Annotated in this window: 26 protein-coding genes and 1 pseudogene; 15 read left to right on the top strand and 12 right to left on the bottom strand. The window is 67.4% G+C overall.

Annotated features, from left to right (window positions below):
* The first annotated feature begins 18 nt into the window (after positions 1–18).
* Positions 19–642 carry a hypothetical protein gene (locus LGY53_RS09925; protein ID WP_225726363.1) on the top strand — a complete coding sequence of 208 codons (624 nt, stop codon included), beginning with the start codon at positions 19–21 and terminating at the stop codon, positions 640–642.
* Between the two features lie 50 nt (positions 643–692).
* Here LGY53_RS09925 and LGY53_RS09920 read toward each other — a convergent pair whose 3' ends face one another.
* Entirely contained in the window at positions 693–1,286 is a 594-nt protein-coding gene (locus tag LGY53_RS09920; protein WP_225726362.1) for an ABC transporter permease, read from the bottom strand.
* 88 nt (positions 1,287–1,374) lie between these two features.
* The gene (locus LGY53_RS09915) at positions 1,375–2,421 is read right to left on the bottom strand and encodes a medium chain dehydrogenase/reductase family protein (protein WP_225726361.1); all 1,047 of its coding nucleotides are present in this window, start codon (positions 2,419–2,421) and stop codon (positions 1,375–1,377) included.
* A 108-nt stretch (positions 2,422–2,529) separates the two neighbouring features.
* Here LGY53_RS09915 and LGY53_RS09910 point away from each other — a divergent pair, with 108 nt between their 5' ends.
* On the top strand, positions 2,530–3,177 hold the full coding sequence (locus LGY53_RS09910) for a TetR/AcrR family transcriptional regulator (protein ID WP_225726360.1): 648 nt from the start codon (positions 2,530–2,532) through the stop codon (positions 3,175–3,177).
* 128 nt (positions 3,178–3,305) lie between these two features.
* A complete protein-coding gene (locus LGY53_RS09905; protein WP_225726359.1) occupies positions 3,306–4,316 on the top strand; it encodes an LLM class flavin-dependent oxidoreductase in 1,011 nt (336 codons plus the stop codon).
* A gap of 58 nt (positions 4,317–4,374) precedes the next feature.
* Here the strand turns inward: LGY53_RS09905 and LGY53_RS09900 are convergent, their stop codons facing one another.
* Both LGY53_RS09900 and LGY53_RS09895 read right to left on the bottom strand, forming a co-directional pair.
* Positions 4,375–4,752 (bottom strand): hypothetical protein, encoded by a 378-nt coding sequence (locus LGY53_RS09900; RefSeq protein ID WP_225726358.1) that lies wholly within the window; start codon positions 4,750–4,752, stop codon positions 4,375–4,377.
* Positions 4,753–5,185: 433 nt separating this feature from the next.
* Positions 5,186–5,908 (bottom strand): annotated as a pseudogene (locus tag LGY53_RS09895) (GntR family transcriptional regulator).
* A 97-nt stretch (positions 5,909–6,005) separates the two neighbouring features.
* Here LGY53_RS09895 and LGY53_RS09890 point away from each other — a divergent pair.
* From LGY53_RS09890 to LGY53_RS09865, 6 genes are all read left to right on the top strand, one after another.
* The gene (locus LGY53_RS09890; RefSeq protein ID WP_225726357.1) at positions 6,006–7,133 is read left to right on the top strand and encodes a TIGR03364 family FAD-dependent oxidoreductase; all 1,128 of its coding nucleotides are present in this window, start codon (positions 6,006–6,008) and stop codon (positions 7,131–7,133) included.
* Between the two features lie 8 nt (positions 7,134–7,141).
* Complete coding sequence (locus tag LGY53_RS09885) at positions 7,142–7,831, top strand: phosphonatase-like hydrolase (protein WP_225726356.1); 690 nt, start codon at positions 7,142–7,144, stop codon at positions 7,829–7,831.
* An 81-nt stretch (positions 7,832–7,912) separates the two neighbouring features.
* On the top strand, positions 7,913–8,965 hold the full coding sequence (locus tag LGY53_RS09880; RefSeq protein ID WP_374111160.1) for a 2-aminoethylphosphonate ABC transporter substrate-binding protein: 1,053 nt from the start codon (positions 7,913–7,915) through the stop codon (positions 8,963–8,965).
* A gap of 1 nt (position 8,966) precedes the next feature.
* Entirely contained in the window at positions 8,967–10,184 is a 1,218-nt protein-coding gene (locus LGY53_RS09875) for an ABC transporter ATP-binding protein (protein WP_225726355.1), read from the top strand.
* A 73-nt stretch (positions 10,185–10,257) separates the two neighbouring features.
* Positions 10,258–11,142, top strand: a complete 885-nt coding sequence (locus tag LGY53_RS09870) for a 2-aminoethylphosphonate ABC transporter permease subunit (RefSeq protein WP_225726354.1) — start codon at positions 10,258–10,260, stop codon at positions 11,140–11,142.
* A gap of 1 nt (position 11,143) precedes the next feature.
* A complete protein-coding gene (locus LGY53_RS09865; protein WP_225726353.1) occupies positions 11,144–11,941 on the top strand; it encodes an ABC transporter permease in 798 nt (265 codons plus the stop codon).
* Positions 11,942–12,379: 438 nt separating this feature from the next.
* On the opposite strand, the gene LGY53_RS09860 is transcribed toward LGY53_RS09865, so the two are convergent.
* The 3 genes from LGY53_RS09860 to LGY53_RS09850 form a co-directional block, all read right to left on the bottom strand.
* Positions 12,380–12,739 (bottom strand): DUF4254 domain-containing protein, encoded by a 360-nt coding sequence (locus LGY53_RS09860; RefSeq protein WP_167479636.1) that lies wholly within the window; start codon positions 12,737–12,739, stop codon positions 12,380–12,382.
* 367 nt (positions 12,740–13,106) lie between these two features.
* Positions 13,107–13,589, bottom strand: coding sequence for an adenosine-specific kinase (locus LGY53_RS09855; protein ID WP_225726352.1), 483 nt, complete (start codon positions 13,587–13,589; stop codon positions 13,107–13,109).
* Positions 13,580–13,894 (bottom strand): hypothetical protein, encoded by a 315-nt coding sequence (locus LGY53_RS09850; protein WP_225726351.1) that lies wholly within the window; start codon positions 13,892–13,894, stop codon positions 13,580–13,582. The genes LGY53_RS09855 and LGY53_RS09850 overlap by 10 nt, the downstream gene beginning before the upstream one ends.
* Positions 13,895–14,382: 488 nt before the next feature.
* Here LGY53_RS09850 and LGY53_RS09845 point away from each other — a divergent pair, with 488 nt between their 5' ends.
* Positions 14,383–15,255: a C1 family peptidase gene (locus tag LGY53_RS09845; protein ID WP_225726350.1), complete on the top strand. Its 873-nt coding sequence runs from the start codon at positions 14,383–14,385 to the stop codon at positions 15,253–15,255.
* A 44-nt stretch (positions 15,256–15,299) separates the two neighbouring features.
* Here LGY53_RS09845 and LGY53_RS09840 read toward each other — a convergent pair whose 3' ends face one another.
* The 3 genes from LGY53_RS09840 to LGY53_RS09830 are packed head-to-tail and all read right to left on the bottom strand — an operon-like array spanning position 15,300 to position 17,085.
* Complete coding sequence (locus LGY53_RS09840; protein ID WP_225726349.1) at positions 15,300–15,467, bottom strand: hypothetical protein; 168 nt, start codon at positions 15,465–15,467, stop codon at positions 15,300–15,302.
* Positions 15,468–15,497: 30 nt separating this feature from the next.
* Positions 15,498–16,616, bottom strand: a complete 1,119-nt coding sequence (locus tag LGY53_RS09835) for a hypothetical protein (RefSeq protein WP_225726348.1) — start codon at positions 16,614–16,616, stop codon at positions 15,498–15,500.
* Between the two features lie 37 nt (positions 16,617–16,653).
* Positions 16,654–17,085 (bottom strand): hypothetical protein, encoded by a 432-nt coding sequence (locus LGY53_RS09830; RefSeq protein ID WP_225726347.1) that lies wholly within the window; start codon positions 17,083–17,085, stop codon positions 16,654–16,656.
* 220 nt (positions 17,086–17,305) lie between these two features.
* Here LGY53_RS09830 and LGY53_RS09825 point away from each other — a divergent pair, with 220 nt between their 5' ends.
* The 3 genes from LGY53_RS09825 (at position 17,306) to LGY53_RS09815 (ending at position 20,551) form a co-directional block, all read left to right on the top strand.
* Positions 17,306–17,779 carry an SPW repeat protein gene (locus tag LGY53_RS09825; RefSeq protein WP_225726346.1) on the top strand — a complete coding sequence of 158 codons (474 nt, stop codon included), beginning with the start codon at positions 17,306–17,308 and terminating at the stop codon, positions 17,777–17,779.
* A gap of 108 nt (positions 17,780–17,887) precedes the next feature.
* On the top strand, positions 17,888–19,075 hold the full coding sequence (locus LGY53_RS09820) for a glycosyltransferase (protein WP_225726345.1): 1,188 nt from the start codon (positions 17,888–17,890) through the stop codon (positions 19,073–19,075).
* 18 nt (positions 19,076–19,093) lie between these two features.
* The gene (locus tag LGY53_RS09815; RefSeq protein WP_225726344.1) at positions 19,094–20,551 is read left to right on the top strand and encodes an aminotransferase class I/II-fold pyridoxal phosphate-dependent enzyme; all 1,458 of its coding nucleotides are present in this window, start codon (positions 19,094–19,096) and stop codon (positions 20,549–20,551) included.
* A 2-nt stretch (positions 20,552–20,553) separates the two neighbouring features.
* Here the strand turns inward: LGY53_RS09815 and LGY53_RS09810 are convergent, their stop codons facing one another.
* The gene (locus tag LGY53_RS09810; protein WP_225726343.1) at positions 20,554–21,162 is read right to left on the bottom strand and encodes a UdgX family uracil-DNA binding protein; all 609 of its coding nucleotides are present in this window, start codon (positions 21,160–21,162) and stop codon (positions 20,554–20,556) included.
* A 95-nt stretch (positions 21,163–21,257) separates the two neighbouring features.
* Here LGY53_RS09810 and LGY53_RS09805 point away from each other — a divergent pair, with 95 nt between their 5' ends.
* Together LGY53_RS09805 and LGY53_RS09800 are read left to right on the top strand one after the other, a co-directional pair.
* On the top strand, positions 21,258–22,262 hold the full coding sequence (locus tag LGY53_RS09805) for an iron-containing redox enzyme family protein (RefSeq protein WP_225726342.1): 1,005 nt from the start codon (positions 21,258–21,260) through the stop codon (positions 22,260–22,262).
* Positions 22,259–22,465, top strand: a complete 207-nt coding sequence (locus tag LGY53_RS09800) for a CDGSH iron-sulfur domain-containing protein (RefSeq protein ID WP_225726341.1) — start codon at positions 22,259–22,261, stop codon at positions 22,463–22,465. The genes LGY53_RS09805 and LGY53_RS09800 overlap by 4 nt, the downstream gene beginning before the upstream one ends.
* Positions 22,466–22,505: 40 nt before the next feature.
* On the opposite strand, the gene LGY53_RS09795 is transcribed toward LGY53_RS09800, so the two are convergent.
* Entirely contained in the window at positions 22,506–23,171 is a 666-nt protein-coding gene (locus LGY53_RS09795) for a HemK2/MTQ2 family protein methyltransferase (RefSeq protein WP_225726340.1), read from the bottom strand.
* Between the last annotated feature and the right edge of the window lie 37 nt (positions 23,172–23,208).

Below are 23,208 nucleotides of genomic sequence, written 5' to 3'. Positions count from 1 at the left end.
AAGAAGGAGGTGCCGGTGATGACCGTCGAATTCGGCGACCATGCCTGGTACTGGAACGGCAATGTCTCGTCCACCAAGAACATCCCACGCGCGCAATGGTTTCCGGGTAGCAATCCGAGCGACCCGACCGACTATCAGGGCCACGGCGTGGAGATCTACAACTACGTCTTCTACGACAACAACGTGATCCTGCGCGGGCAGCCGCATCTGCGCCACGGCACCGGTAGCTACGCTTGGCTGAACAACAACCCGGGCAATCTCACCGGCGTCGCAGGCGGCCCCGACTACGGCCAATATCCGGGAAAGTTCAACTGGCACAACTTCTTGATCTTCCCGGACTACAACACCGGATTTCTGGCCATCGGGTTGTTCCTGCAGAGCCCGGCCTATATCAACCTGTCCATCCAGGCGGCCTTCCGGAAGTATGCCCCCGCCTCGGACGGCAACGATCCGGACACCTACGCCGCCGATGTCGCCGCGGCGGCGGGCGTCGACGTGTCCACCCCGATCAGCGACCTCACCGCCGAACAGATGTCGCTGCTGCAGAACAAGATCGCCCAGATCGAGGGCGCCGTGCCCGGTGACACCCTCGCCTACGATTCGGACGACCTGCCGCAGGCGATCAGGGATCTGATCGCCTGAACAGCCGAGAGCGCGACACCGGTGTGGTGTCGCGCTCTCGGCCTCAGATTTCACCTGCCCAGGCGACGACCTTCCAGGACTGCGGCGATGCCGTAGGCGGTGCCGCCCGCGATGGCCAGGACCCAGTAGAGCCCTGGGGTGCCGAAGAAGATCGAGGCGCCCGCGATGAGGGCGAGACAGCTGCCGAGACCGTAGTGCAGCATATTGCGGCGGGCCGCGCCCTCGGCGAGGTAGATCAGGCCGACGACGAGGGTGGCGCCGGTCGGCCACAGCATGCCCGGTAGCGCGGGCGCGTCGACGGCGGCGCTCAGACCGGTGATCATCACGAACAGGGCGGCGAAGCCGACGATCCAGGTCAGTCCGAGGAGGTTGGCGCCGAGCTGCTCGGGCTTGCTCGCGCCGCGCTGAGCGCGACCCGCCGCGACCATGGTCTGCACGGTGCCGACCGCGAGTCCGATGGCGAGCAGCGCGGTGGGCAGCCAACCGGGTAGGGCGAGCAATGGGTCGGCGCCTTTGGCGAGTGCGGCCGCACCGTGGCCGAAAAGGTAGGCGAGGGCGAAGCCGATGTAGGCGGAGCGGTTGTCGATCCGGGCCGATGGGCGGGTGGGTGCGGTGATCGGGGTGATGGGGGCGGTGGCGTGCATGGCGGGATCTCCGGGTGCGGGGTGGTTGGCTCGAGGTGGCTGGCGAGTCGCGGCATTGAGCAGGCGCTGCCGGGCATTTCGTCCTGACTCAGGCCTCGGGGACGATGACGACCTTGCCGAGGACAGTTCGCGACTCGGCCAGCGCCAGCGCGGCGGCCGTCGCGGCCAGCGGGAACCGTGCGGCGATCTGCGGGATGAGTGCGCCTTCCGCCACCAGCCGCAGCACCTGCGTGAGGTCGTCGGCGAGACGGCGGCGGAATGCGGCCGGGTTGGTGCGCTTGCCCGCCCAGAAGTTGTAGAAGTGCGCGCTCTTGCCGTTGGGCAGGTAGTTCCAGGCCAGCAGTCGGCCAAATAGGGCCAGGATCGGCAGTTTCGCCGCACCCACGTCGTCCTTGGTCGACGCGGATCCGTAGTTGACCAGGGTGCCGCCCCGGCGCAGCAGCCGCCACGATTCCGTCAGGCCCGCGCCGCCGACGTGGTCGAAGACGGCGTCGACGCCATCGGGGGCGATTTCCCGAATCCGCTGGTACATATTCGGGTCTCGGTAGTCGACCGGGATCGCGCCCAGCTCGCGCACGGTGTGGTGATGACGGGCCGACGCCGTGCCGATCACGGTGATCCCGGCGTGGCGGGCCAGCTGGACCAGGGTGGAGCCGACGCCGCCGTTCGCGCCGAGCACCACGATGGTCGAACCGGCTCGGACTCCGGCCGTGCGGTGCAGCATCTGCCAGGCGGTGACGCCGTTGACGACGACCGTCTCGGCGGCGGGCGCGTCCACCTCGTCCGGCACCGGCACCAGATCCGCCGCGTCGATCAGCAGGTGGCTGGCCCAGCCGCCGACCTTGGTGACCGCGGCGAACCGACGGCCCGTCAGCGCGGTCCGCACACCCGGCCCGGTGGCGACGACCGTGCCGACCACGTCGTAGCCCGGCACGAACGGGAACGGCGGCTGATCGAAGTATTTGCCGAGCCGCATCTGCTGTTCGGCGAACGACACTCCGGTGGCGTCCATCCGCAGCACCACCTGCCCATCGGCCGGGGCGGGGAGCTCACGTGTCTGGACCCGCAGGCCGTCCGGCTCGACCTTGCCGGGCAGGACGATTTCGGTGACGCGGGTGGCGGTGGTGCTGTTCATCGGCTTCCCCTAAGGCTTCATCCGTTTACTTACAGTCGTAAGGTAACTGATGTAAGCCAACTACCGCAAGGGCTTACAGCTGTAAACTTCACGATGTATGGTTACGGCATGAAGAAGACGGAATCCGCCGTATCGACGCCCACCCGCGTCCGCAACCGCCGGGGTGAGGGGGCCAAGCTGCGCGACGAGATCATCGCCGCCGCCGCCGAAATACTCGATGAGGAAGGCGATGAGCGCGCGGTCACGCTGCGCTCGGTCGCCCGCAGGATCGGGATCGCCGCCCCATCGATCTATCCACACTTCCCGGACCAGCCGGCCATCATGCTCGCGGTGGTCCGCCAGGAATTCGACCGGCTCGCGGCCACCCTGCGCGCGGCCGCGGACACCGGCGGCCGCGACCCCAGGCAACGACTCCTGGCCGCGTGCCACGCCTACTTGGATTTGGCCCGGACCCACCCCGAGCGCTATCGCACCATGTTCGGCGGACTGTGGATGCCGACCATCGGCGACAGCTCGGTCAGCGAGGAGGACCTGACCACCCTGGGTTCGGAAACACTGCAAATCATCGCCGACGAGCTCGGCGCCTGCGTCGCCGCCGGTCAGGCCACCAGCGATGATCTCTTCGCCGACGCGGTCGCACTATGGCTCGGCCTACACGGCCTGGCCCACCAGCGCGCCGTCACCCGCAGTTTTCCCTGGCCGGACGATATCGCCGAACGGATCATCGGCGGGCTGGCCCACCTCGAAGACGTCTGAACGCACGCCGATCCCAAGTCCCGCAGCGGGATTCGATACCTGCGCAATCTTCCGGGAATACGATCGGACCACGGTCCGTTTAGTCGAGTGGTTGACGTAGAAACTTCTTCTGGGGAAGGGCTCGAACAGTGGAACTGGGACTCACGACGTTCGCCGAGCGGTATTCCGTCGGCGATCGGCCCGCGCCGACCGCGGCCGAGCGGCTGCGTCAGGTGGTTGCGGAGGCGGAGGCCACCGAACGGGCCGGGCTCGATGTCTACGGCGTCGGTGAACATCACCGGAAGGATTTCGCCGCATCCGCGCCCGCGGTGGTGCTCGCGACCATCGCCGGACGCACCGAACGCATCCGGCTCACCAGCGCGGTGAGCGTGCTCAGCTCGGACGACCCGGTCCGGGTGTATCAGGAGTTCGCCACGCTCGACGGTCTGTCCAACGGCCGCGCGGAGCTGATGGCCGGACGGGGAAGCTTTACCGAAAGCTTTCCACTCTTCGGCTACAACCTCGCCGACTACGACGAGCTGTTCGAGGAAAAGCTGGCGCTGCTCTTGCACATTCGAGATGAGGGCCCGGTGACCTGGTCCGGCAAATTCCGCGCGCCGCTGCGCGACGCCATCGTCTACCCGCGCACCGACGACCGCCCGCTGCCGGTGTGGATCGCGGTGGGCGGCAGCCCCGAATCCGTCATCCGCGCAGGGCTTCTCGGCCTGCCGCTGGCCATCGCGATCATCGGCGGCGAACCGGCCCGCTTCGAACCGCTCGTCGATCTCTATCACCGCGCGCTGGCGGAAGGCGGGCACGAGCGGCAGCCGGTGGCGGTGCACGCGCACGGCTATATCGCCGATACCGAGGAACAGGCCATCGCCGACTTCTACGAGCCGTATGCGTTGGCGATGAGCACGATCGGTCGCGAACGCGGCTGGGGTCCGATGACCCGCGCCCAATTCGACGGATTGCGTTCGCCGCGTGGCTCGCTGTTCCTCGGCACCCCGGATTACGTCGCCGAGAAAATCGCCGATATCCGCGACACGCTCGGGCTGGATCGGTTCATGTTGCACACCAGTGTCGGTACCCTGCCGCCGGAAAAGGTTTTGCACAATATCGAATTGCTCGGCGCGAAGGTCGCACCGCAGGTCCGCTGAAAGTTCGAGCCGCCGTGCACCTTTCGATGCACGGCGGCCCGCTCCCTGCAACCGACTATTAGTGTTCTTCCAGGGGGCGCACGAATTCCAGGGTCCAGGTTTCCTGGAACTCCGGCTTGGGTGGGTTCAATTCGATTTGCGCGCCACGGTATTGGGCCCGCATGGCCAGACCCTTTTCCGATATCACCTTGACTCCGCCGATCGCCGCCTCGAAGGTGAACTTCGCCCACTCCTCTCGTCGCACGTTGTTGACGAAGAGCTTGTCATCGGCGATTACCAGCCCCGCCCCCTCGTGGTACGCGAGATGGATCACATAGGGCGATCCGGGTACGGGATCGACCGGCATGATGGCCCATTCCTGTTCCATCGGCATGGGCAACATGCGGTCGGTGATGACCGGGGCGCCATGTTGGACGGCGTATTCCGTGGCCGTCATCAGCGAACTCGGGCCGATAATATGCGCGTGAATCCGGTAGATACCGGGCCGAACCGGAACTGGAGGCATGGCCGATCTCCTTTACTCGCACGCAATTCACCACCGCGGCCGGAGCCGACATCGCGGATACTCCGATGTGCCGCAATATGCGCAATCCGACGAAACACTATGGGATATGACCCATTTCCGGCGCGGCCGGATACGGCGATCGATACCAGAATTCCGCTCAGGTGAGACTTCGATCGCCGATCCCGGTGAACCGCTTGAACTTTCGGATGACAGAAATATTGTCGATCGAAAGTCGCTGCGCCGTCAACCCTTTCACCCCAGCATACATAGGGGTTCCATTAATCCCGCCGTCATAACAACCGGTTTCGTTGTTTCGCGCGCGGATATATTTGGCGCACAACCGGATTGGTCCAGAATTCAACCGCTATTCGACGAGCCGAGCCTCGAAGGCGATCCGATCGCCGCGATACAGCGATCGCACCCGCTCTATCGGCCGCCCCTCGGTGTCGACGCTGCGCCGGTGCAGCAGCAAAAGCGGTAGGGCCGTGGAGCATTCGAGCAACCCCGCCTCACGGGGGGAGGCGAGGACGGTTTCGATGCGCTCGACCGCATGGTCGAAGACCACGCCGAGCTCGCGCATCGCGCGATAGAGGGAGGTGGTCGGGTCGTAGGTTTCGCGCAGCGCACCGAACCGGTCCAGGCGCATGAAAGTGCTTTCCAGGCCGATGCGTTCGCCGTCGGCGAGCAGCACCCGCTCCAGGTGCATCACCGAAACACCAACGGGCACTTCGAGTTCGCGCGCGGTGTCGGCGTCCGCGGGCACATCCGCCCAATTCACCAGGATGCGTCCCGGCACCCGGCCGTACGCGAGTGCGCCCTCGGTGTACGAGCGCAGCTGCATCGGCTGCACCATCTTCGGCCGGGATACCACCGTGCCGCGGCCTTGGCGGCGAATTCGCCCCTCCACCAGCAGATCCCGCAAGGCCTGCCGCACGGTCTCGCGGGCCACCTCGAAGCGGACGGCCAGATCCCGTTCGGAGGGAACGGGATCGCCCTCGGTGAGTTAATCGAGGATCCGCTCCAATTCGGTGCGCACCAGGTACGACTTCGGCAGCCTGCCCACCCCGGCGACATCCGTGACCTCCATGCCAACAGCGTACCGGCCAATGGTCTATACCAAATGTTCACCGGTCGTTTACAGCCCGAACACCCCTTGGTCTAGACCATTCGTCAGCATGGCTGCCATGCGTTTGGTCGTCATCGGCGGTGGCATCCTCGGCACCGCACACGCCCTGGCCGCGATCGACCGAGGTCACGAGGTGGTGCAGCTGGAACGGGAGCCCGAGGCGCGCGGCGCGACGGTGCGCAATTTCGGGCTGGTGTGGGTATCCGGGCGGTCGGCCGCCGAACTCGAGCTGACGCTGCGCTCGCGACAGCTGTGGGAGGAGATCGGCGGCCGCATACCGGGCGTCGGGTTCCGCCCCGCCGGTTCGATCACGCTGATCCGCACGCACGCCGAACTCGCGGTCGCCGAGGCCGCCGCGGCGGGCCCGACCGCAGGCGCCCGCGGTTTCGAATTGCTGGAACCGGAGCGGGTAACCGCCATCAACCCGGCACTGCGCGGCAAATACCTTGCCGGACTGCACTGTTCGACCGATGCCGCGGTCGAGTCGCGCCAGGCGCTGCCCGCCGTCCGCGCGTATCTGGCCGCCACCGGCCGCTACACCTTCCATCCGAGCACCGAGGCGCGCACGGTCACCGACACCGGTTCCGGCGCCGTCGTCGTCGACGATCTGGGCCGCCGCCACGAGGCCGACCTGGTACTGCACTGCCCGGGCGCCGCGCATACCGGCCTGACCCGCGAACTCGTCGGCGCCATCCCGGTGCGCCGGGTCCGGCTGCAGATGATGCAGACCGCACCGCTCGGCGAACCGCTCACCACCGCCATCGCCGACGGCGACAGCTTCCGCTACTACCCGGGCTTCGCGGGCGCCGAACTCGACGCGCTGAATCGCGAACAGTCCCAATCGGCTACGGCCGCGGAGCACAAGATGCAGCTGCTGTGCGTGCAGCGATTGCACGGCGGGCTCACCATCGGCGATACCCACGAATACGCCGAACCGTTCGCCTTCGATGTCGACGAGGCGCCGTACGAACACCTCACCGCGGTGACCGAGGAATTGCTGGGACGTGAACTGCCGCAGGTGATCCGGCGCTGGGCCGGGGTGTACAGCCAGAGCGTCGACCCGGACACCATCGTCACCAGGGCGAAGGCCGACGAGCACGTGTGGGTGGTGACCGGCCCCGGCGGGCGCGGCATGACCCTCGGACCCGCGATCGGCGCCGAAACCGCCGATCTGCTGAACCTGTGAGGAATCCGTTGAGCGACAACACGATCGACTTGGCCGTGCTGGATATGGCTGGCACCACGGTGTCCGACGGCGGGCTGGTGCAGCGCGCCTTCGATGCGGCGGCCACGGCGGCGGGCATGGAAACCGAAGGCCCGCGGCGCGATTCGGCGCGGCAGTACGTGCTCGACACCATGGGCCAATCCAAGATCACCGTATTCCGCGCCCTGTTCGACACCGAGGACCGGGCCCAGCTCGCCAATCGGGCCTTCGAATCCGCGTACGACGAGCTGATCGACGAGGTCGGCGTCACCCCGGTGCCCGGCTCGGCCGACGCCATCGGTGCGCTGCGCGCCGCGGGCGTAAAGGTGGCGCTCACCACCGGTTTCAGCCGAGCCACCCAGGACCGGCTGCTGAATGCGCTGGGCTGGAACGAAATCGCCGATCTCACCCTGGCACCCGCCGACGCCGGACGCGGCAGGCCCTACCCGGACCTGATCCTCACCGCGCTGCTGCGACTGCGCGTCGACGCGGTGGATCGCATTGCGGTGCTCGGGGATACCACCAGCGATATCGCCAGCGGACTCGCCGCGGGCGCGCGGATCGTCGCGGGCACGCTCACCGGCGCGCACGACGAACCCCGGCTGCGCGCGGCGGGTGCGACCCACGTCGTCGCCTCGGTCACCGAATTCGCCCGGCTCGTGCTCGCCACCCGCGCATGACGCGGCCATCGACCGCCCGGCAGCGCCGGGACCTGTCCCTACGATCCACCATCGCAGTACCAACCCGAAAGTTGTTGTAACGTGCGCACTTCCACCACGCGCCTGTCCCGCACCCTCACCAAATCGGCACTGATCCTCGCGGCCACCGCGACCGCGGCGACATTCACCGCGGCCTGCGGCGGCACCGGGAACTCCGGCTCCGGCGACAAAACCGTCACCGTCTACTCCGCCGACGGCATGGAGGACTGGTACAAGGGCCAGTTCGACAAGTTCAAGGCCAAGACCGGCATCTCGGTCAACGTGGTCACCGCCGGCTCCGGCGAGGTGGTCAACCGGGTGCAGAAGGAGCAGTCCAACCCGCAGGCCGACCTGGTCGTCACGCTGCCGCCGTTCATCCAAAAGGCCGACGCGGCAGGGCTTCTCCAGCCGAGCGGGGTCGACACCTCCGCCTACCCGGCCACCGCGAAGGATCCGAACGGCAAGTACGTCACGCTGGCCGACAACTACCTGAACTTCATCGCCAATACCTCGGTGGACGCGGGCAAACTCACCTGGGACGATCTGCTGAAGCCGGAATACAAAGGCAAACTGCAGTATTCGACCCCGGGCCAGGCCGGTGACGGCACCGCGGTGCTGGTCCTATTGCAACAGCTGCGCGGCAAGCAGGGTGCGCTGGATTACCTGAAACAGTTGCAGGCCAACAATGTCGGCCCATCCTCCTCCACCGGCAAGCTGCAGCCGAAGGTGGACAAGGGTGAGCTGCTGATCGCCAACGGCGATGTGCAGATGAACTCCGATTCGGTCAAGTCCGGTTCGAAGTTCACCATCTTCTTCCCGGCCGGCGCCGACGGTAAGCGCTCGACCATCCCGGTTCCGTATGTGGTGGGCCTGGCCAAGGGTGCGCCGCATGCCGACGCGGCCAAGAAACTCATGGATTACCTGCTGTCCAAGGATGTTCAGGCCACCCTGGGCCCGGACGCGACCGCCGTCTCGGACCGCACCGACCTCCAGGACGCCACGGGCGGCCCGGCCGCGGTGATCAAGGGTGTCGAGGTGCTGCACCCGGACTGGAACAAGGTGCTCGCCGACCTGACCGCCGATATCGACGCATACAACAGGGCCATCGGAGGCTGATATGTCACCCGGCGACACGCTCATCGAATCGGCAACGGCCGCAGCCACTTCCGGCGCCGCCGAACCCGCCATCGTCTTCGACAGGGTCGGCGTCCGGTATGGGACGGGCCGCAAAACCACCGTCGCCCTAGCCGATTTCACGCTGCGCGTCGCCGCGGGCGAAACCGTCGCGCTGCTCGGGCCGAGTGGCTCCGGCAAGTCGACCGCGCTCAAGGCGCTGGCCGGATTCGTCCGGCCGACCTCGGGCGCGGTCCGGCTGGCCGGACGCGACGTCACCAACCTGTCCCCCGCCAAGCGCGGCATCGGCGTCGTCGTGCAGTCCTATGCGCTGTTCCCGCATATGACCGTGCACGGCAATGTCGCGTTCGGGCTGAAATCCCATCGGGTGCCGCGCCGGGAGATCGACGGCCGGGTGCGCGCCGCGCTCGATATGGTCGGGATGGCCGATTACGCGAGGCGTCTGCCGCGCGAGCTGTCCGGTGGACAGCAGCAGCGGGTGGCCATCGCCAGGGCGCTGGCCATCCGGCCGAAGGTGCTGCTGCTGGACGAGCCGCTGGCCGCGCTCGACGCCCAGCTGCGGCAGTCGATGCTGGGCGAACTACAGCAATTGCGGAAAGTGTTGCCGGACACCGCGATGCTGTACGTCACCCATGATCAGTCCGAGGCGCTGGCGCTGGCCGACCGCATCGCGGTGATGCGCGATGCCCGGCTCGTCGATATCGACACCGCCGAAAATCTGTGGCAGCGGCCGCCGACCGGATTCACCGCCGCCTTTCTCGGCGGCGCGAATCTGTTGCCGTGCACCGTGAACCGGGTATCCGGCGGGACCGGCCTGGTCACCGTGGGAACACAGACGCTGCGCGCGCAGGCGCCCGACCCGGGTGTCGGACAGCTCGATTGGACGCCGGATTCGCCCGCGCTGCTCTGCGTGCGCCCGCATACGGTGCGAATCGGTGCGGTCGGCGAGCGGGATGCGCTGCGCGGCAGGGTGATTGCCAGCGTGTGGCGCGGAGCCTCGACCCGGCTGAGCATCGCGGTGGACGGACTGCCCGGCGAACTCACGGTGGACGTGCCGGGGCATGCGGCCGCCGCAGTCGACGCGGTGATCGGGGTGCTGTTCCCTGATCCGGCGGGTGTACTCATCCCGCAGGCGGTCGGCGCCGAATCACTGGCTGGTACCGCGGATTCCGCCGTCGGTGCATCGGAAGCGCGGGCATGAGGGGCCCGCGGTTCCGCGCCGCACCGCGAAAGGCGCCGGGCCACATCGCGACCGGTCGGTCCGAGGTGGGCCGATGAGCACGGTGCTCGAAGTATCCGAGGCCCCGGCCGCTCCCCCTGCCCCGGAACGACATTGGCGTCCAGTGGTGTGGACGCTGCCGCCGCTGCTCGTAGTGCTCGCCATCGCGGTCTATCCGATTACCAGGGTGCTCGCCGAATCCACCGTCACGCCGAGCGGGCGGGGCGCCGGAGTGTGGGCCGACACGCTGAGCTCGGCCGCCTTCCGTAATGCGCTGTGGCGCACCGTATCCATCGCCGTCGCATCCACCGCGGGCTGCCTGATGCTCGGCACCTTCCTCGCCGTCGTGCTCGCCTTCGTGCCGTTTCCGGGTTCGGCGCTGGTCGGCAGGCTGATCGATACCGTGCTCACGCTGCCGTCGTTCCTGGTGACGCTGGCCTTCACCTTCCTGTACGGAACGGCGGGTGCGGTGAACGCGCTGATCACCGAAATCACCGGCCGCACAACGCCGGTGCTCGACTTCCTCGGAACACCGTTGGGCGTGATCGCGGCGGAGACCACCTTCTTCACCCCGTTCGTGGTCCGGCCGCTGCTGGCCGCATTCGCCCAGCTGCCGCGCGAACAGCTCGATGTGGCCGCGAGTCTCGGCGCATCGCCGTGGCGGGTGCTGCGGCAGGTGGTGCTGCCGGAGGCCCGGCCCGCGCTGGCTGCGGGCGGCAGTCTGGTACTGCTGTTGACGCTCAACGAATTCGGCATCGTGCTGTTCACCGGTGCGAAGGGCGTGCTGACGCTGCCCGCGCTGATCTACACCCGCGGCATCGTCACCTTCGACCTGCCGGGTGCGGCCGTGCTCGCCTCGGTGCAGGTGGCGCTCTCGCTCACGCTCTACACCGCCTACCGGGTGGTCTTCGCCCGCTTCACCACCGCGAAGGGACGCTGACGTGCTGGTTTGGACGCGCACCGGAAAGGCGGTGCTGCTCACGGTATTCGGTCTGGTGGTGACGGTCGTGTTCGTCGCGCCGATCGCCACCGTGGTCGCCGCGGGACTCGCGGGCCGATGGACCGGACCGCTGCCATCGCGGTTGGGGCTGGCGAACTTTCGGCAGACACTGTCCGGCGAGGATGCGGCGAGCCTTTCGGTGAGCCTGCAAACCGCCTTGCTGGCAGGCGCTTTCGCGTTGGTGCTCGGAACGTGGGCGGCGCTGGCCGCGCGGGAGGCGCCGGGCTGGTGCCGACGGGTCACCGATGCGGTGTTCCATCTGCCGGTCGCGGTGCCCTCGGTGGCCATCGGCCTCGGCGTGCTGATCGCGTTCAATGAGCGGCCGCTGCTGCTCGGCGGCACCAAATGGATTGTCGTCCTGGCACATTCGGTGCTGGTGCTGGCCTATGCGTTCAGCGCGGTGTCGGCGGCGCTGGACCGGCTCGATCCGGCGTTCCGCCAGGCCGCGGAATCGCTTGGCGCGGGGCCGATTCGGGTGCTGTGCCAGGTGACGCTGCCGCTGCTGCTGCCCGCGCTGGGGGCGGCGGCCGGGCTGTCGGTCGCGTTGTCCATGGGTGAGCTGGGCGCGACGATCATGATTTATCCGGCGACGTGGCGCACACTGCCCGTTACCATTTTCGGCGAGACCGATCGCGGCGCGGTTTTCCTCGCCGCGGCCAATACCACGCTGCTGGTGTCGGTGACGTTGTTCGCGCTGGTCCTGCTCGGCCGGTTGAAAGGCCGGGCGGCGTTGCGCTGAAACAATTAGCCGGAGATCGATCCGGCAAAAATATTCGGGAGCCGGTGCGGCAATTGATATTTGATGCCAGTGTGGCGGAAACCGACCGGGCGAGGGAATTTGCGGGACCACGAATTGGATATCGACGAGTCAGGTGTCGAATCCGGCAAATCGGGCATCGAAAATGGTTGAGCCGCAGGCGTATACCGCCCGAGCCGACACCACTTCGTGATTCTTGATCTTGCGGCACCGCCGCGAGGAGCCAATAGGGGTGTTGCCTGTTCCTTGCCCCGCACCGGAATTCAGGGCGGGCGTGCCGCGCCAGTCGACCACGCGGCACGCCGGGCGGGGCGCCCCGTTGCGCCCGCCGTCACTGTGGTGGCGACGAATGCATTCGGGCGAAGTCACTGGTCGGATGACTCAGCGCCCGGAACGTCGTCCATCGGCAATACCAGCGAGTCATTGCTCGGGCAAACGACGGCGGCCACCGGCCACATCGGTTACGAGATCAGTGTACCCGTCTACGAGTTCGGCCAGGTGATACCAGTGTTTATGGGTGTTGTCGCTGCTGACGCCGTCACTGTCGATAGCTTTGTTCGCGTCGACCCAACTGCGCGCCATCCGGTCGACCACGGCGCCGAGACTTTCGGTGTGCAGCGAGGCGCCGTTGCGATGCTGCGGGATCTCCTGCGCGATCCAATCGTTGATATCGTCGACGAGTTCGCCGCGCCGGCAATCTATTTCGGCGACCAGCGCGGCGTCGCGGACCTGCGCGCGGCGCGCGTGCAATTCGGCGAGGGCGTGGGCGGATCGCAGCATTTCCCGGTCCTGGAAACGGCGCCCCTGGAAGGCGCACAACAATTGCGGCGCAGTTGGCAAAATCCCCACGGTCGGCGCGCTCATCGCAACTCCCCGAGTTCACCCGACACCAACACTCTTTGTACCAACATGATTGGCTCTCGATTCGGTTATCCCGGTCATCGGATCGGTTGTTCAAAACTGGGCTAGGTGGATTCTGCGCTTACAGATGCAAGAACGCAAGATTGCATCCGCAATGCGGACGTCAAGGTCTGGCGACAGCAGGGCGACGGCAAAGCTAATCCGCCGCAACGGTTTCACATCACTCCGATAGCGAATCCGCCGCTACATTTTCGCACCCGCTACGGCGCGTCGCCAACAACTAGCGCTACAGTTTGTAGCCGATTTGTCGCAGCAATTGTTTGCGGGCCGCCTGGTCTTCGGCGGTTTCCACGCCGAGCGGGCCGGATCCGTCAATCACGCCGACGATGCCACGGCCCTGTTCGGTCGCGGCGAGCAGCACCTCGACCGGATTCGCTGTGGCGCAGAAGATTCCGCAGACCTCGGGGACATTGCGGATCGCATTGAGCACATTCACCGGATAGCCCTCGCGCAGGAACACGATGAACGTATGCCCGGCCCCGATGGCCAGCGCGTTCTTCGTGGCGAGTTCGACGAGGTCGGCATCGTTACCGGAATGCCGGACCAGCCGCGGCCCGGACGCCTCGCAGAACGCCAGCCCGAAGCGCAGATGTGGGCTGACCCCGGCCAGCGCCTCGTGCAGATCCTCGACCGTTTTGATGAAGTGGGCCTGTCCGATGATGACGTTCAGGTCCTCGGGCTTCTCGATGCGCGCCGCCGTCAACTCCATTGATACATAGTGCGCCGCATCGTGATGCGGCCGCCGGGAATCGCCGGGATCACCCGATCACCGAGGCGATCCAGTCGCGCACGGCGTGCTGATAGTCGACGGTGTTCGGGACGACGTAGAGCGCGTGGCCCGAACCGGGCAGCACGAATGTGCGCAGCCGGGCCAGCGGGCACGAAGTAGGGCGCCTCCGCCGCGTACAGGGTTTCGGTGGTCGCGCAGACCAGGCACAGCCGGTCCAGGCTGCCGTCGACGACGAACACCGGCGCGGTGATGGATGCGCGCAGCGCACCGACGATCTCGTGCAATGCCGCCGCCGCACCGGTCGTGGTGACATCGGCGGCCGGGTGCTGGTGCCGAATCTGTCGACGTTCAGTGTGGCATAGCCCGCAGTGTTCATGGCGCGGCGGAAGTCCCCCTGGTCGAGTTATCGGAACCCCACCGTCCTATCAACGAGAGATGTTTCAGCACAATAGGTTGCAAGGTGGAACCCTCGTCACCAGATTTGCTGGAACTACGAATTATTAGCTGCGCCAGCGTATTACGTGAAGTTGTTGCAGCACAGCGCATTTCGATACATCGCCCGCGATGCAAAACCTCGCCCGACGCCAACCGCTCATTCTCGATATTGCGATCGCCATCCGGAGTCATTGCCGTACGAGGTCCGGAATGAGATATTTGCCACGTCGCGATCGAGTGGCCCGTCCGGCCTCTTCGAATTCATTCGATATCTCCGGGCCGCTCCCGCGCACCGGGGCCACGCCCCATTCGATTCAATAAATGGCTAGGAGCAATGATGCGTTATACAGCCTTGCCCGCCGCGATGGCATTCGCGTGCGGTGTCGCGATTGTTTCGGCCGGGTTCGCGACCGCGGATCCGCAGCCGCAGCAAGCACCGGATCCGGAAATCTCGCAGTTCGTCTTCGGTCTCGACAACCAGACGGCCAAGCAGAATTTGGACAGGGATACCAGCGCCGGCGACGCGTTACCCGTCCGAGTCGGCGATCTCGGCGCGCCGCCCGCGACGTATTCGCTGAAGCAGTACGCGAATCCGGCCGGGAACCAGGGCCGCGTCGGTTCGTGCGTCACCTGGGCGACCGGCTATACCGGCTACGGAATCCTGATGAACGAGCAGGGCATCTCCGGCGGGCCGATGGCGCCGATGTTCATCTACTCGCAGATCGCCAGGGGCCACGACCGCGGCACCTGGGCGGGCGTCGCGCTGCCGATGGAGCGCGACCAGGGCATCGATACGAAATCCGATTACTGGCAGGGCGATTTCGACTACACCACCCAGCCCGATGACAACGAGCGGGCCAATGCCGCCAACTACAAGTTGTCCGGCGCGAAGGATCTATCCTCGGGTGATCGAATCACCAATATAAAGAAGGCGATTTCCTCCGGACTGCCCGTACCCATCGGATTCGATGTGCGGGAGAGTTTCCGGAGCCTGAACCGCAATAACTCCTTCTACGACCCGGATCCGAGCGAACGCGTCCTCGGCGGACACGAGGTGACGATCGTCGCGTACGGCGAGGACGGCGTCACCATCGAGAATTCCTGGGGAAGCAACTGGGGAGACAACGGATTCTTCACCGCGCCCTGGTCCTTCATAACCGGCAACGATATCGATGAAATCCATTCGATGGGCCGGTTGGTCACCGAGTAATCGGATGCGCCCGTCTGGGGACGTACCCCAGACGGGCCCCTGAATCAGGGTCGCCGCACGCGGTCCGCGGTGTATTCGTCGTCGTCCGCGGGCGGTTCGGGATCCTTCCACTCCTCGGCCCGGCTCGATCTATTGCCGCGCAGCGTGCCCTCCAGGTCGTGCGCGAGCTCTTCATCGTGCGCCGGGCCGTGTTTGGTGTTTCCGCGTTCCATATCCCTTGACTCCCTTGCTCGTTCGTCGGGCTATTGATATCTCAGCAATGCCCCCACACCATCGGCGGGCGCCTGCTGCTCGTCGACCGGCGTGATATCCGCGCCGATGGACAGCGCGGCGACCGGCACCGCCTCGTCGGCCCGGCGCAGATCCGATGCGTCGCCGAGATTTTCGACATCCTCCAGGGCCTGCAAGGCCGGGCCCGCCAATTGCGTCGGCCCGTCGCCGACCCGGACGATGCGGTCGCCCAGCGCGGGCCCGCTGATCAGCAGTCGACGCACATTCGCCGTACGCAGTGCGAAAGTCGTTGCGGGCAGGCCCTCGACGGCCATACCGTGCCCCAGCTCGACGGCGAACCGCTCCAGCGTGGCGCGCCCGCGCTCGTTCGCGGTGCGGCGCAACACCTCCGCCACCTGCTCGGCGAACGCGGACCGGTCACCACCGGCCGCCCTGGCGCCGGAGGTGATCTCCACGATGCCGCCATCGCGGGCGAATCGCCGGTCCAGCGACGCCAATTCGGCCCGCAGCGCCGCCCGCGCCGCCACTTCGCCCGCGACGATCACCACTGCGGCCCGGACCGTATCGGCCAGCCGGGCGACCTCGCGCGCGATCTCGATCATGTTGCGCCGCACCGTTTCATCGGTCCGGTGCCGGATCGACCAGTGCGCGAGCCCACCCTGGCGCACCTGGTGCACCGGATGTTCCCGGCCGTGCATCGCAAAGCTCGTCTCGGCGCCGTCGGCATCGACACCGTGCAGGTCGGCGCCGATCCGATCCACCACGGCAAGCACATGCGGCACCCGCCGCGCGGCCCGCTCGGCCAGCGGCAGCAGGTACGGCAGCGCCGACACCCGAATCGTCTCGCGGTCGGGTGGCCGCGGCAATGTCTCGTCCACCAGCAGCTCGGTCCGATCCGCGATCAGCAATCGGCCCGACCGGCCCTGTGCCGGTGGACCTTCGATGATCGCCTCGTCCAACGCCCGCATCGACCGCGCGGGCGCGGCGCGGGCCAGCAGCTGGTCGCGGATCGAACGCCAGCGCAATTCCTGCTGCCGGGCCGCGTCCTCGGTATCGTGCGAATCGTCGAAACATACCGAGACGAACGGTCCTTCGTGTTCGGCCACCCGGCGGATATCCACGGCCGTCACCGAAATCGCCCGGCCGAGCCGGCCCGCGCCTGTCCGATCAACTCGTAATGCCGCATGCTGTTACTCCTTTCGCGACTCGAACGAATACGGGGCTGTGGTGCCGCCGGTGTCCGACCATCCAGCGCAACACCGGATCGGGCCCGAGCGGCGGTAGCGGCGGTTCCACCGGATCCGGGCCCGGCTCACGCGGCACCGGATCCGGGCCCGGCGGACGCAGCGGCCGCGGATCGGGTCCCGGTGGTTTCGGCAACCGCGGCACCGGATCGGGTCCGGGTGGGTGCGGCAGCGGGTCGGGTACCGGGCCGGGATGAGGTGGGAACGGCGGAGTCGGCGGCCGGTCCGGGTCCGGCGGCGCCGGTTCCGGGTCGGGATGCGGCGGTTCGGGAGTCGGCGGGGCCGGATCGGGCACCGGGATGGGCGGCACCGTCATCTCCGGTTGCGGTCCGAACATCTTGTGTGCATGGATCATTCGCTTCTCACCTCCCGGCGTGACCGGAATGCCCCTACACAACACGGCGTGCAGCCCCGGTCACGCCACGGTGTGCGGATACCCCCCGATCGATAACCGAATCGTGATCTGATCCGCGGTTACGTCACCGCCGGATTCGATTGATCCGCCGATGGTCGGGTAGCCGCAGAATGCTCGGCCGACAGGGCCGGGCACCGAAGAATGCAGGGAAGGAGACAGCATGGTCGACTATCCGCAACACGCCGCGGCAGGCACACCGCGGACCTCGACGGTTGGCGAGCTCGACGGCAGCAGGCTGGGTGGACCGCCCGCCATCACCGTCGACGGCCTGGTGCTGCTCGCCGGGCTCTTCACGGCGATAACCCCGTGGGTCGTCGACAGATTCACGGGCGAACAACGGCTCTCGATCCAGAATCTGGTGCTGGGCCTGGCGGTCGCGACAGTGGGACTGGTCCTGACCGTGTTCCCCACGCGCGGCTACGCGCTCAGCTGGGTGCTGATCCCGATCGGTGTCTGGGAGTTGATCACCCCGTGGGTGATCGGCCCGCGGCCCGACGCCATCATCTGGACGAATGTCGTTATGGGCATCGTGATCGGCGTCCTCGGCCTGGCGGCCACCGGCCTACTGGTGTCCGCCGCGACCAACCTGCGGCAGGCCGGACCGGCTCCGCAGGCCAGAACCGCGCCGAGCTGATCCGCCCCGAGTGATCTATCAATCGAAACCCCCTGCGGTGCACAATCATCGCCGGGGGTTTCGCTGACCATCGGGTTTCGATCGAGATAACCCGGGCATGCCGAGCCCATGAGGGTCGCGATGGTGTCCGAACAGGCCAGCCCGCTCACCGCGTCGAGCGGGCAGCATCGGCACGTCGCGGCGCTGTCCGGTGCGCTGGCCGGGCGCGGGCACGAGGTGACGGTATTTACCCGACGCGAGGATCCGCGCGTACCCGATGAGGTGGATTCCGCCGACGGCTACCGGGTGGTGCACGTGCCCGCCGGGCCGCCGCGACACCTGCCGGAGGACAAGCGGCTGCCGTTCCTCGGCGAATTCGGCTCCCATCTCCGGCGGCACTGGTCGCACCGGCCGCCGGATGTGGCGCATGCCCACTTCTGGTTGTCCGGGCTGGTGACCGAGCTGGCCGCCCGCGACCTGAAAGTGCCTGTGGTGCAGACCTTTCACACCTTGGGCAGTGTGCGGCAACGGCACCGGATCGCCGAGCCGACACCGCGTCCGCGCATCCGGTTCGAGCGGTTGATCGCGCTGCGCGCCTCGCGCGTGCTCGCGGGCAGCGGTGACGAGCTGCTCGAGCTGACCCGAATGGGCATGCCGCGCAATCGGATATCAGTGGTGCCGTGCGGGGTCGATTTGAATGTCTTCACCCCGTACGGCCGCGCCGCCGATCGCACCGATGCGCTGCACCGGCTGGTTTCCGTAGGTGATCTGGTGCGGCACAAAGGATTCGATACCGCCATCGAGGCGCTCGCGCACCTTCCGGTCACCGAGCTGCTGATCGCGTCCGCCGCGGCGCCCGAACCCGAGGAGGAGCGAAGGCTGTATCGGTTGGCCACCGAAACCGGTGTCGCGGAACGGGTTCGGATTGTCGACCGGTTGTCGCGGCCGCGGATCGCCGAACTGCTGCGCTCGGCCGACGTCGTGGTGTGCACTCCGAGATACGAAACCTTCGGCATGGCACCGCTGGAGGCGATGGCCTGTCGCCGCCCCGTGGTGGCGACCGCGGTCGGCGGAATGGCCGATACCGTCGTCGACGGCGTCACCGGCCGCCTCATCCCGGCGCTCGATCCGTACGCCCTGGCCAGAGCGGTGCGGCCGCTGCTGGAGGATGCCACGCTGCGCGAGGTCTGGGGCGCCGCGGGTCACGCGCGGGCGCGCACCCGCTACTGCTGGCCGCGCATCGCGGGCGAAACCCTCGGCGCCTACCGCCGTGCGGCGCCACTGACCGTCGGCGAGCTGGCATCGTCGGCGCACTGACCGAGATAGGAAGGGCCGATGGATCATTCGTCCGCACCGATGCTCGACGCACTGGCCGAATACCACCGTTCGGGTCGCTACGGATTCACCCCGCCGGGACACCGGCAGGGCCGCGGCGCCGACCCGCGAGTACGCGAGGTACTCGGGGACGCGCTGCGCGCCGACGTGCTGGCGACGCCCGGCCTCGACGATCGGCTCTCCCGCGATGGATTACTCACCGCCGCTGAGGAATTGATGGCCGACGCGGTAGGCGCGGAGATGGCGTTCTTCTCCACCTGCGGCAGTTCACTCTCGGTGAAGGCGGCGATGCTCGCGGTGGCGGGCGGGGGCGGCGGCCTGATCCTGGGCCGCGACAGCCATAAATCCATCGTGGCCGGTCTGGTGTTCTCCGGTCTGCAGCCGTACTGGATCGCGCCGAGATGGGATGCGGCCCGGCATTTTTCGCATCCGCCGTCACCGGAGCAGGTCGGCGCGGCGCTGACCGACCATCCGGACGCCTCCGGCGTGCTGATCGTCAGCCCGAGCCCGTACGGTACGTGCGCCGATCTGGCCGGAATCGCCGAAATCTGTCACCGGCACGGCAAACCACTGATCGTCGACGAGGCGTGGGGCGCCCACCTGCCGTTCCACCCGCGGCTGCCGACCTGGGCGATGTGCGCGGGCGCCGATATCTGCGTGGTGAGTGTGCACAAGATGGGCGCCGGCTTCGAACAGGGCTCGGTCTTCCACGTGCAGGGGGATCTGGTGGACCGCGAACGCCTGCGGCTGTGCGCCGATCTGCTGATGACCACCAGCCCGAATGTGCTGCTCTACACCGCGATGGACGGCTGGCGGCGGCAGATGGTCCAGTATGGGCGCGGAATGCTTTGTGCCGCATTGGAAGTCGCCGAACGCGCGCGCACGCAATTGGCCAAGGTCCCCGGCATCGAGGTGATGCGGGACGAATTGCTCGGCGTCGAGGCCTCGCACGATCTGGACCCGATGCAGGTATTGATGGATGTATCGGCCACCGGCGCAACGGGATACCAGATCGCCGACTGGCTGCGCGCGAACCGCCGCATCGATCTGGGGCACAGCGATCACCGCCGCATCCTGGCCACCCTGTCCGTCGCCGACGACGACACCACGATCGACGCGCTGTCCGATGCGCTCACCGCGTGGCGGGTGCAGTGGCGGGAATCCGGCGCGCCCGAGATCCGATTGCCCTCGCCGCGCGACCTGCAATTGGAATCGGTGCTGCTGCCCAGGGACGCCTTCTTCGGCCCGTGCGAAACCGTGCCGATCGAGCGCGCCCCGGGCCGCATCGCGGCCGAACAGGTCACGCCGTATCCGCCGGGTATCCCGGTGATCGTCCCCGGCGAGCTGATCGATATCGCGGTGGTCGAATATCTGCGATCGGGGGTGGCCGCCGGGATGAACGTGCCGGATCCCGCCGATCCGGAGCTGAAGACCCTGCGCGTGGTGGCCGCGACCTGAGCTCAGAGTTCGGCGCACACCCTGCGCAGATCGGCGACGAAGGCGGCGTACGCCTGCTCGTAGTCGGGTGCGCGCAGCACCGCGGACGGGTGCACCGTCGCCAGCACCCGGTATTCGGCGAGCGTCACCACTTCGCCGCGCCGCTCGCTGACCTTGAAATCGGGGCCCAGCAACGCTTTCGCGGCGATCGCGCCCAGGCAGACGACGAGTTTCGGTGTCACCAGCCGCAATTCGGCGGTGAGCCACGGTGAGCACGCGTAGATCTCGGTGCGGCCCGGTTGCTTGTGGATCCGCCGCTTACCTCGTTCGACGAATTTGAAATGTTTGACCGCGTTCGTCAAATAGACGGTGTCCCTGTCGATTTCGGCCTCGGCGAGTGCGCGATCGAGCAGTCGCCCCGCCGGGCCGACGAACGGCCGCCCCTGCCGGTCCTCCTGGTCGCCCGGCTGCTCGCCGACCATGACGAGCGTCGCATCGGGCGGCCCCGCGCCGAACACGGTCTGGGAGGCGCCGATATACAGCGCACAACCATGGCATCCGGCGGCCGCCGCGCGCAGCTGCGGCAGATCGGCGTCCGCGGGCACGAATTCGGCGGCACCCGGTGCTTTCACAGTTCACCTCCGGCGTCTGGGTACGGTCCGGATAACCCGCGCCGGCCGTCGCGAAACCGATCTTTACTCCCGTTCCTTCGGGGTAGCCGGGGAATATGACGATCTCCACGGATATGACGGCCCCCGCGCTGCCCGCACCGCGCGGCGAACTGTCGGCGGCGCTGATCGAGCGCCTGCGGGACAGCCCGGGCCGCCCGCTGTGCCGGGTCGGCGATACCGACCCGTACGGCGAAGACCTGCACTCCGCCCTGCACACCTGCTACGAACTGCACTATCACGGCTTCTCGACGGTGGATCCGGATTGGGAATGGGATCCGGAGCTGCTGCGATTCCGCGCCGCGCTGGAGACCCGATTCGGTGCCGCGCTGCGCGCCGACGTCGCGGGCGGCGACGATCTCGCGACCGAGCTGGACCGAATGCTCACCGAACCGGCGGAACCGGGCGGCCTAAGCGAATATCTGCGCGCGGAAGGCGAATTGTGGCAATTGCGCGAGTATTTCGTGCATCGGTCCATCTACCACCACAAGGAGGCCGATCCGTATATCTGGGTGGTGCCCCGGCTGACCGGTCAGCCGAAGGCCGCGCTGGTCGCGGTCGAATTCGACGAATTCGGCGGCGGGCGGGGCGACCGGGTGCACGCCAGACTGTTCGCGGATCTGTTGGCGGGCGCCGGATTACACGACGGCTACCTGCACTACCTCGATACCGTACCGGCGCCGATGCTCGCGGTGGTGAACATGATGTCGCTGTTCGGTCTGCATCGCGGCCTGCGCGGCGCGCTGATCGGGCATTTCGCCACGGTGGAGATCACCTCACCGCCCGGTGCGCGGCGCATGGTCGCGGCGCTGGAGCGGCTCCATCCGGATCCGGCATGTCTGCGGTTCTATCTGGAGCATGTGACGGCCGACGCCGTGCACGAACAGGTGATGCGTCATGAGGTGATCGGCAATTTGATTGCCCAACAACCGGATTCGATCACCGATCTGGTATTCGGGATGCAGGCGACCAACCTGCTGGAAGACCGCTTCGCCGACCGGGTGCTAGACAGTTGGCGGGCGGGCCGCAGCTCGCTGCACGAACCGGTGCGGGGTGCGGTATGACCGCGCCCGACCGGGACCGCAGGCGAGTGCTGTTCACCCCCGACGGCCCCGCGCTGATCCAGGGTCCGGTGGAACTGGTGCTGCCGGACGGCAAAACGATCTGCTCCGATCGCTTCATGGTCGCGATCTGTCTGTGCAAGCGCTCGCGGAACTACCCGCTGTGCGATACCAGTCATCGCAAGCGCCGCAGAAGCGACTCGTAACAGGCCGCGCCGCATCACGATCGCCGACGCGACAACCGAATCACCCGCGCTGGCGAGTGATTCGATCGGCCCGCACCACCACCAACTCCTCGGTCCGCTGTCCCGGCGCGATACGGCCCGTCGCCTCCAGCCAATCGGCGCGCCCGCGCAGCACCGGACCGAACGGAACCGTCCGGCGGGCCACCACGGCGGTCTTCAACCCACCGGCCCGCAGCAGCGCGATGGTGCGGTCGCAGTCGCACAGCGCCGACTGCACCAGCAGCGCGATCCCGTCCGCGGCGAGCATGGTCGGCAGTTTCAGACACAGCCGGTCGAGCACCGCCCGACCGTCGGAGCCCGCGTCCCAGGCGACGGCGCGGCCGAGCGCGGGCGGTTCGGCGGCCGACGGCACATAGGGCGGGTTGGCGACCACCACGTCGAAGCGCCGTCCCGCCACCGCCTCTGCGAAATCGCCGCGCAGTAGCTCTAGGCGCACGCCGTGCAGCCTGCCGTTGAGTCGGGTCGCGGCGATGGCCGCGCGCGAGAGATCGACGGCGGTGACCGACCCGGCGCCGAGCCGTGCCGCGTGGATGGCCAAAACGCCACTGCCGGTACAGATGTCGAGCACGCTGCCGCCCGGTGGCAGCGCGGCGCCGCACATCGCAGCGGCGAGCAACCAGGTATCGGCCTGCGGACGGTAAACGGTGGGTGGTCGGATGAGGCGCACGCCTCCGGAATAACTCGGAATCGCCCGGCTAATCCTC

The organism is Nocardia sp. JCM 34519.1 (assembly GCF_020361265.1).
Classification (GTDB): Bacteria; Actinomycetota; Actinomycetes; order Mycobacteriales; family Mycobacteriaceae; genus Nocardia; species Nocardia arthritidis_A.
Note: the sequence above shows the minus strand (reverse complement) of the source record. Positions and strands in the feature narration are given on the sequence as shown.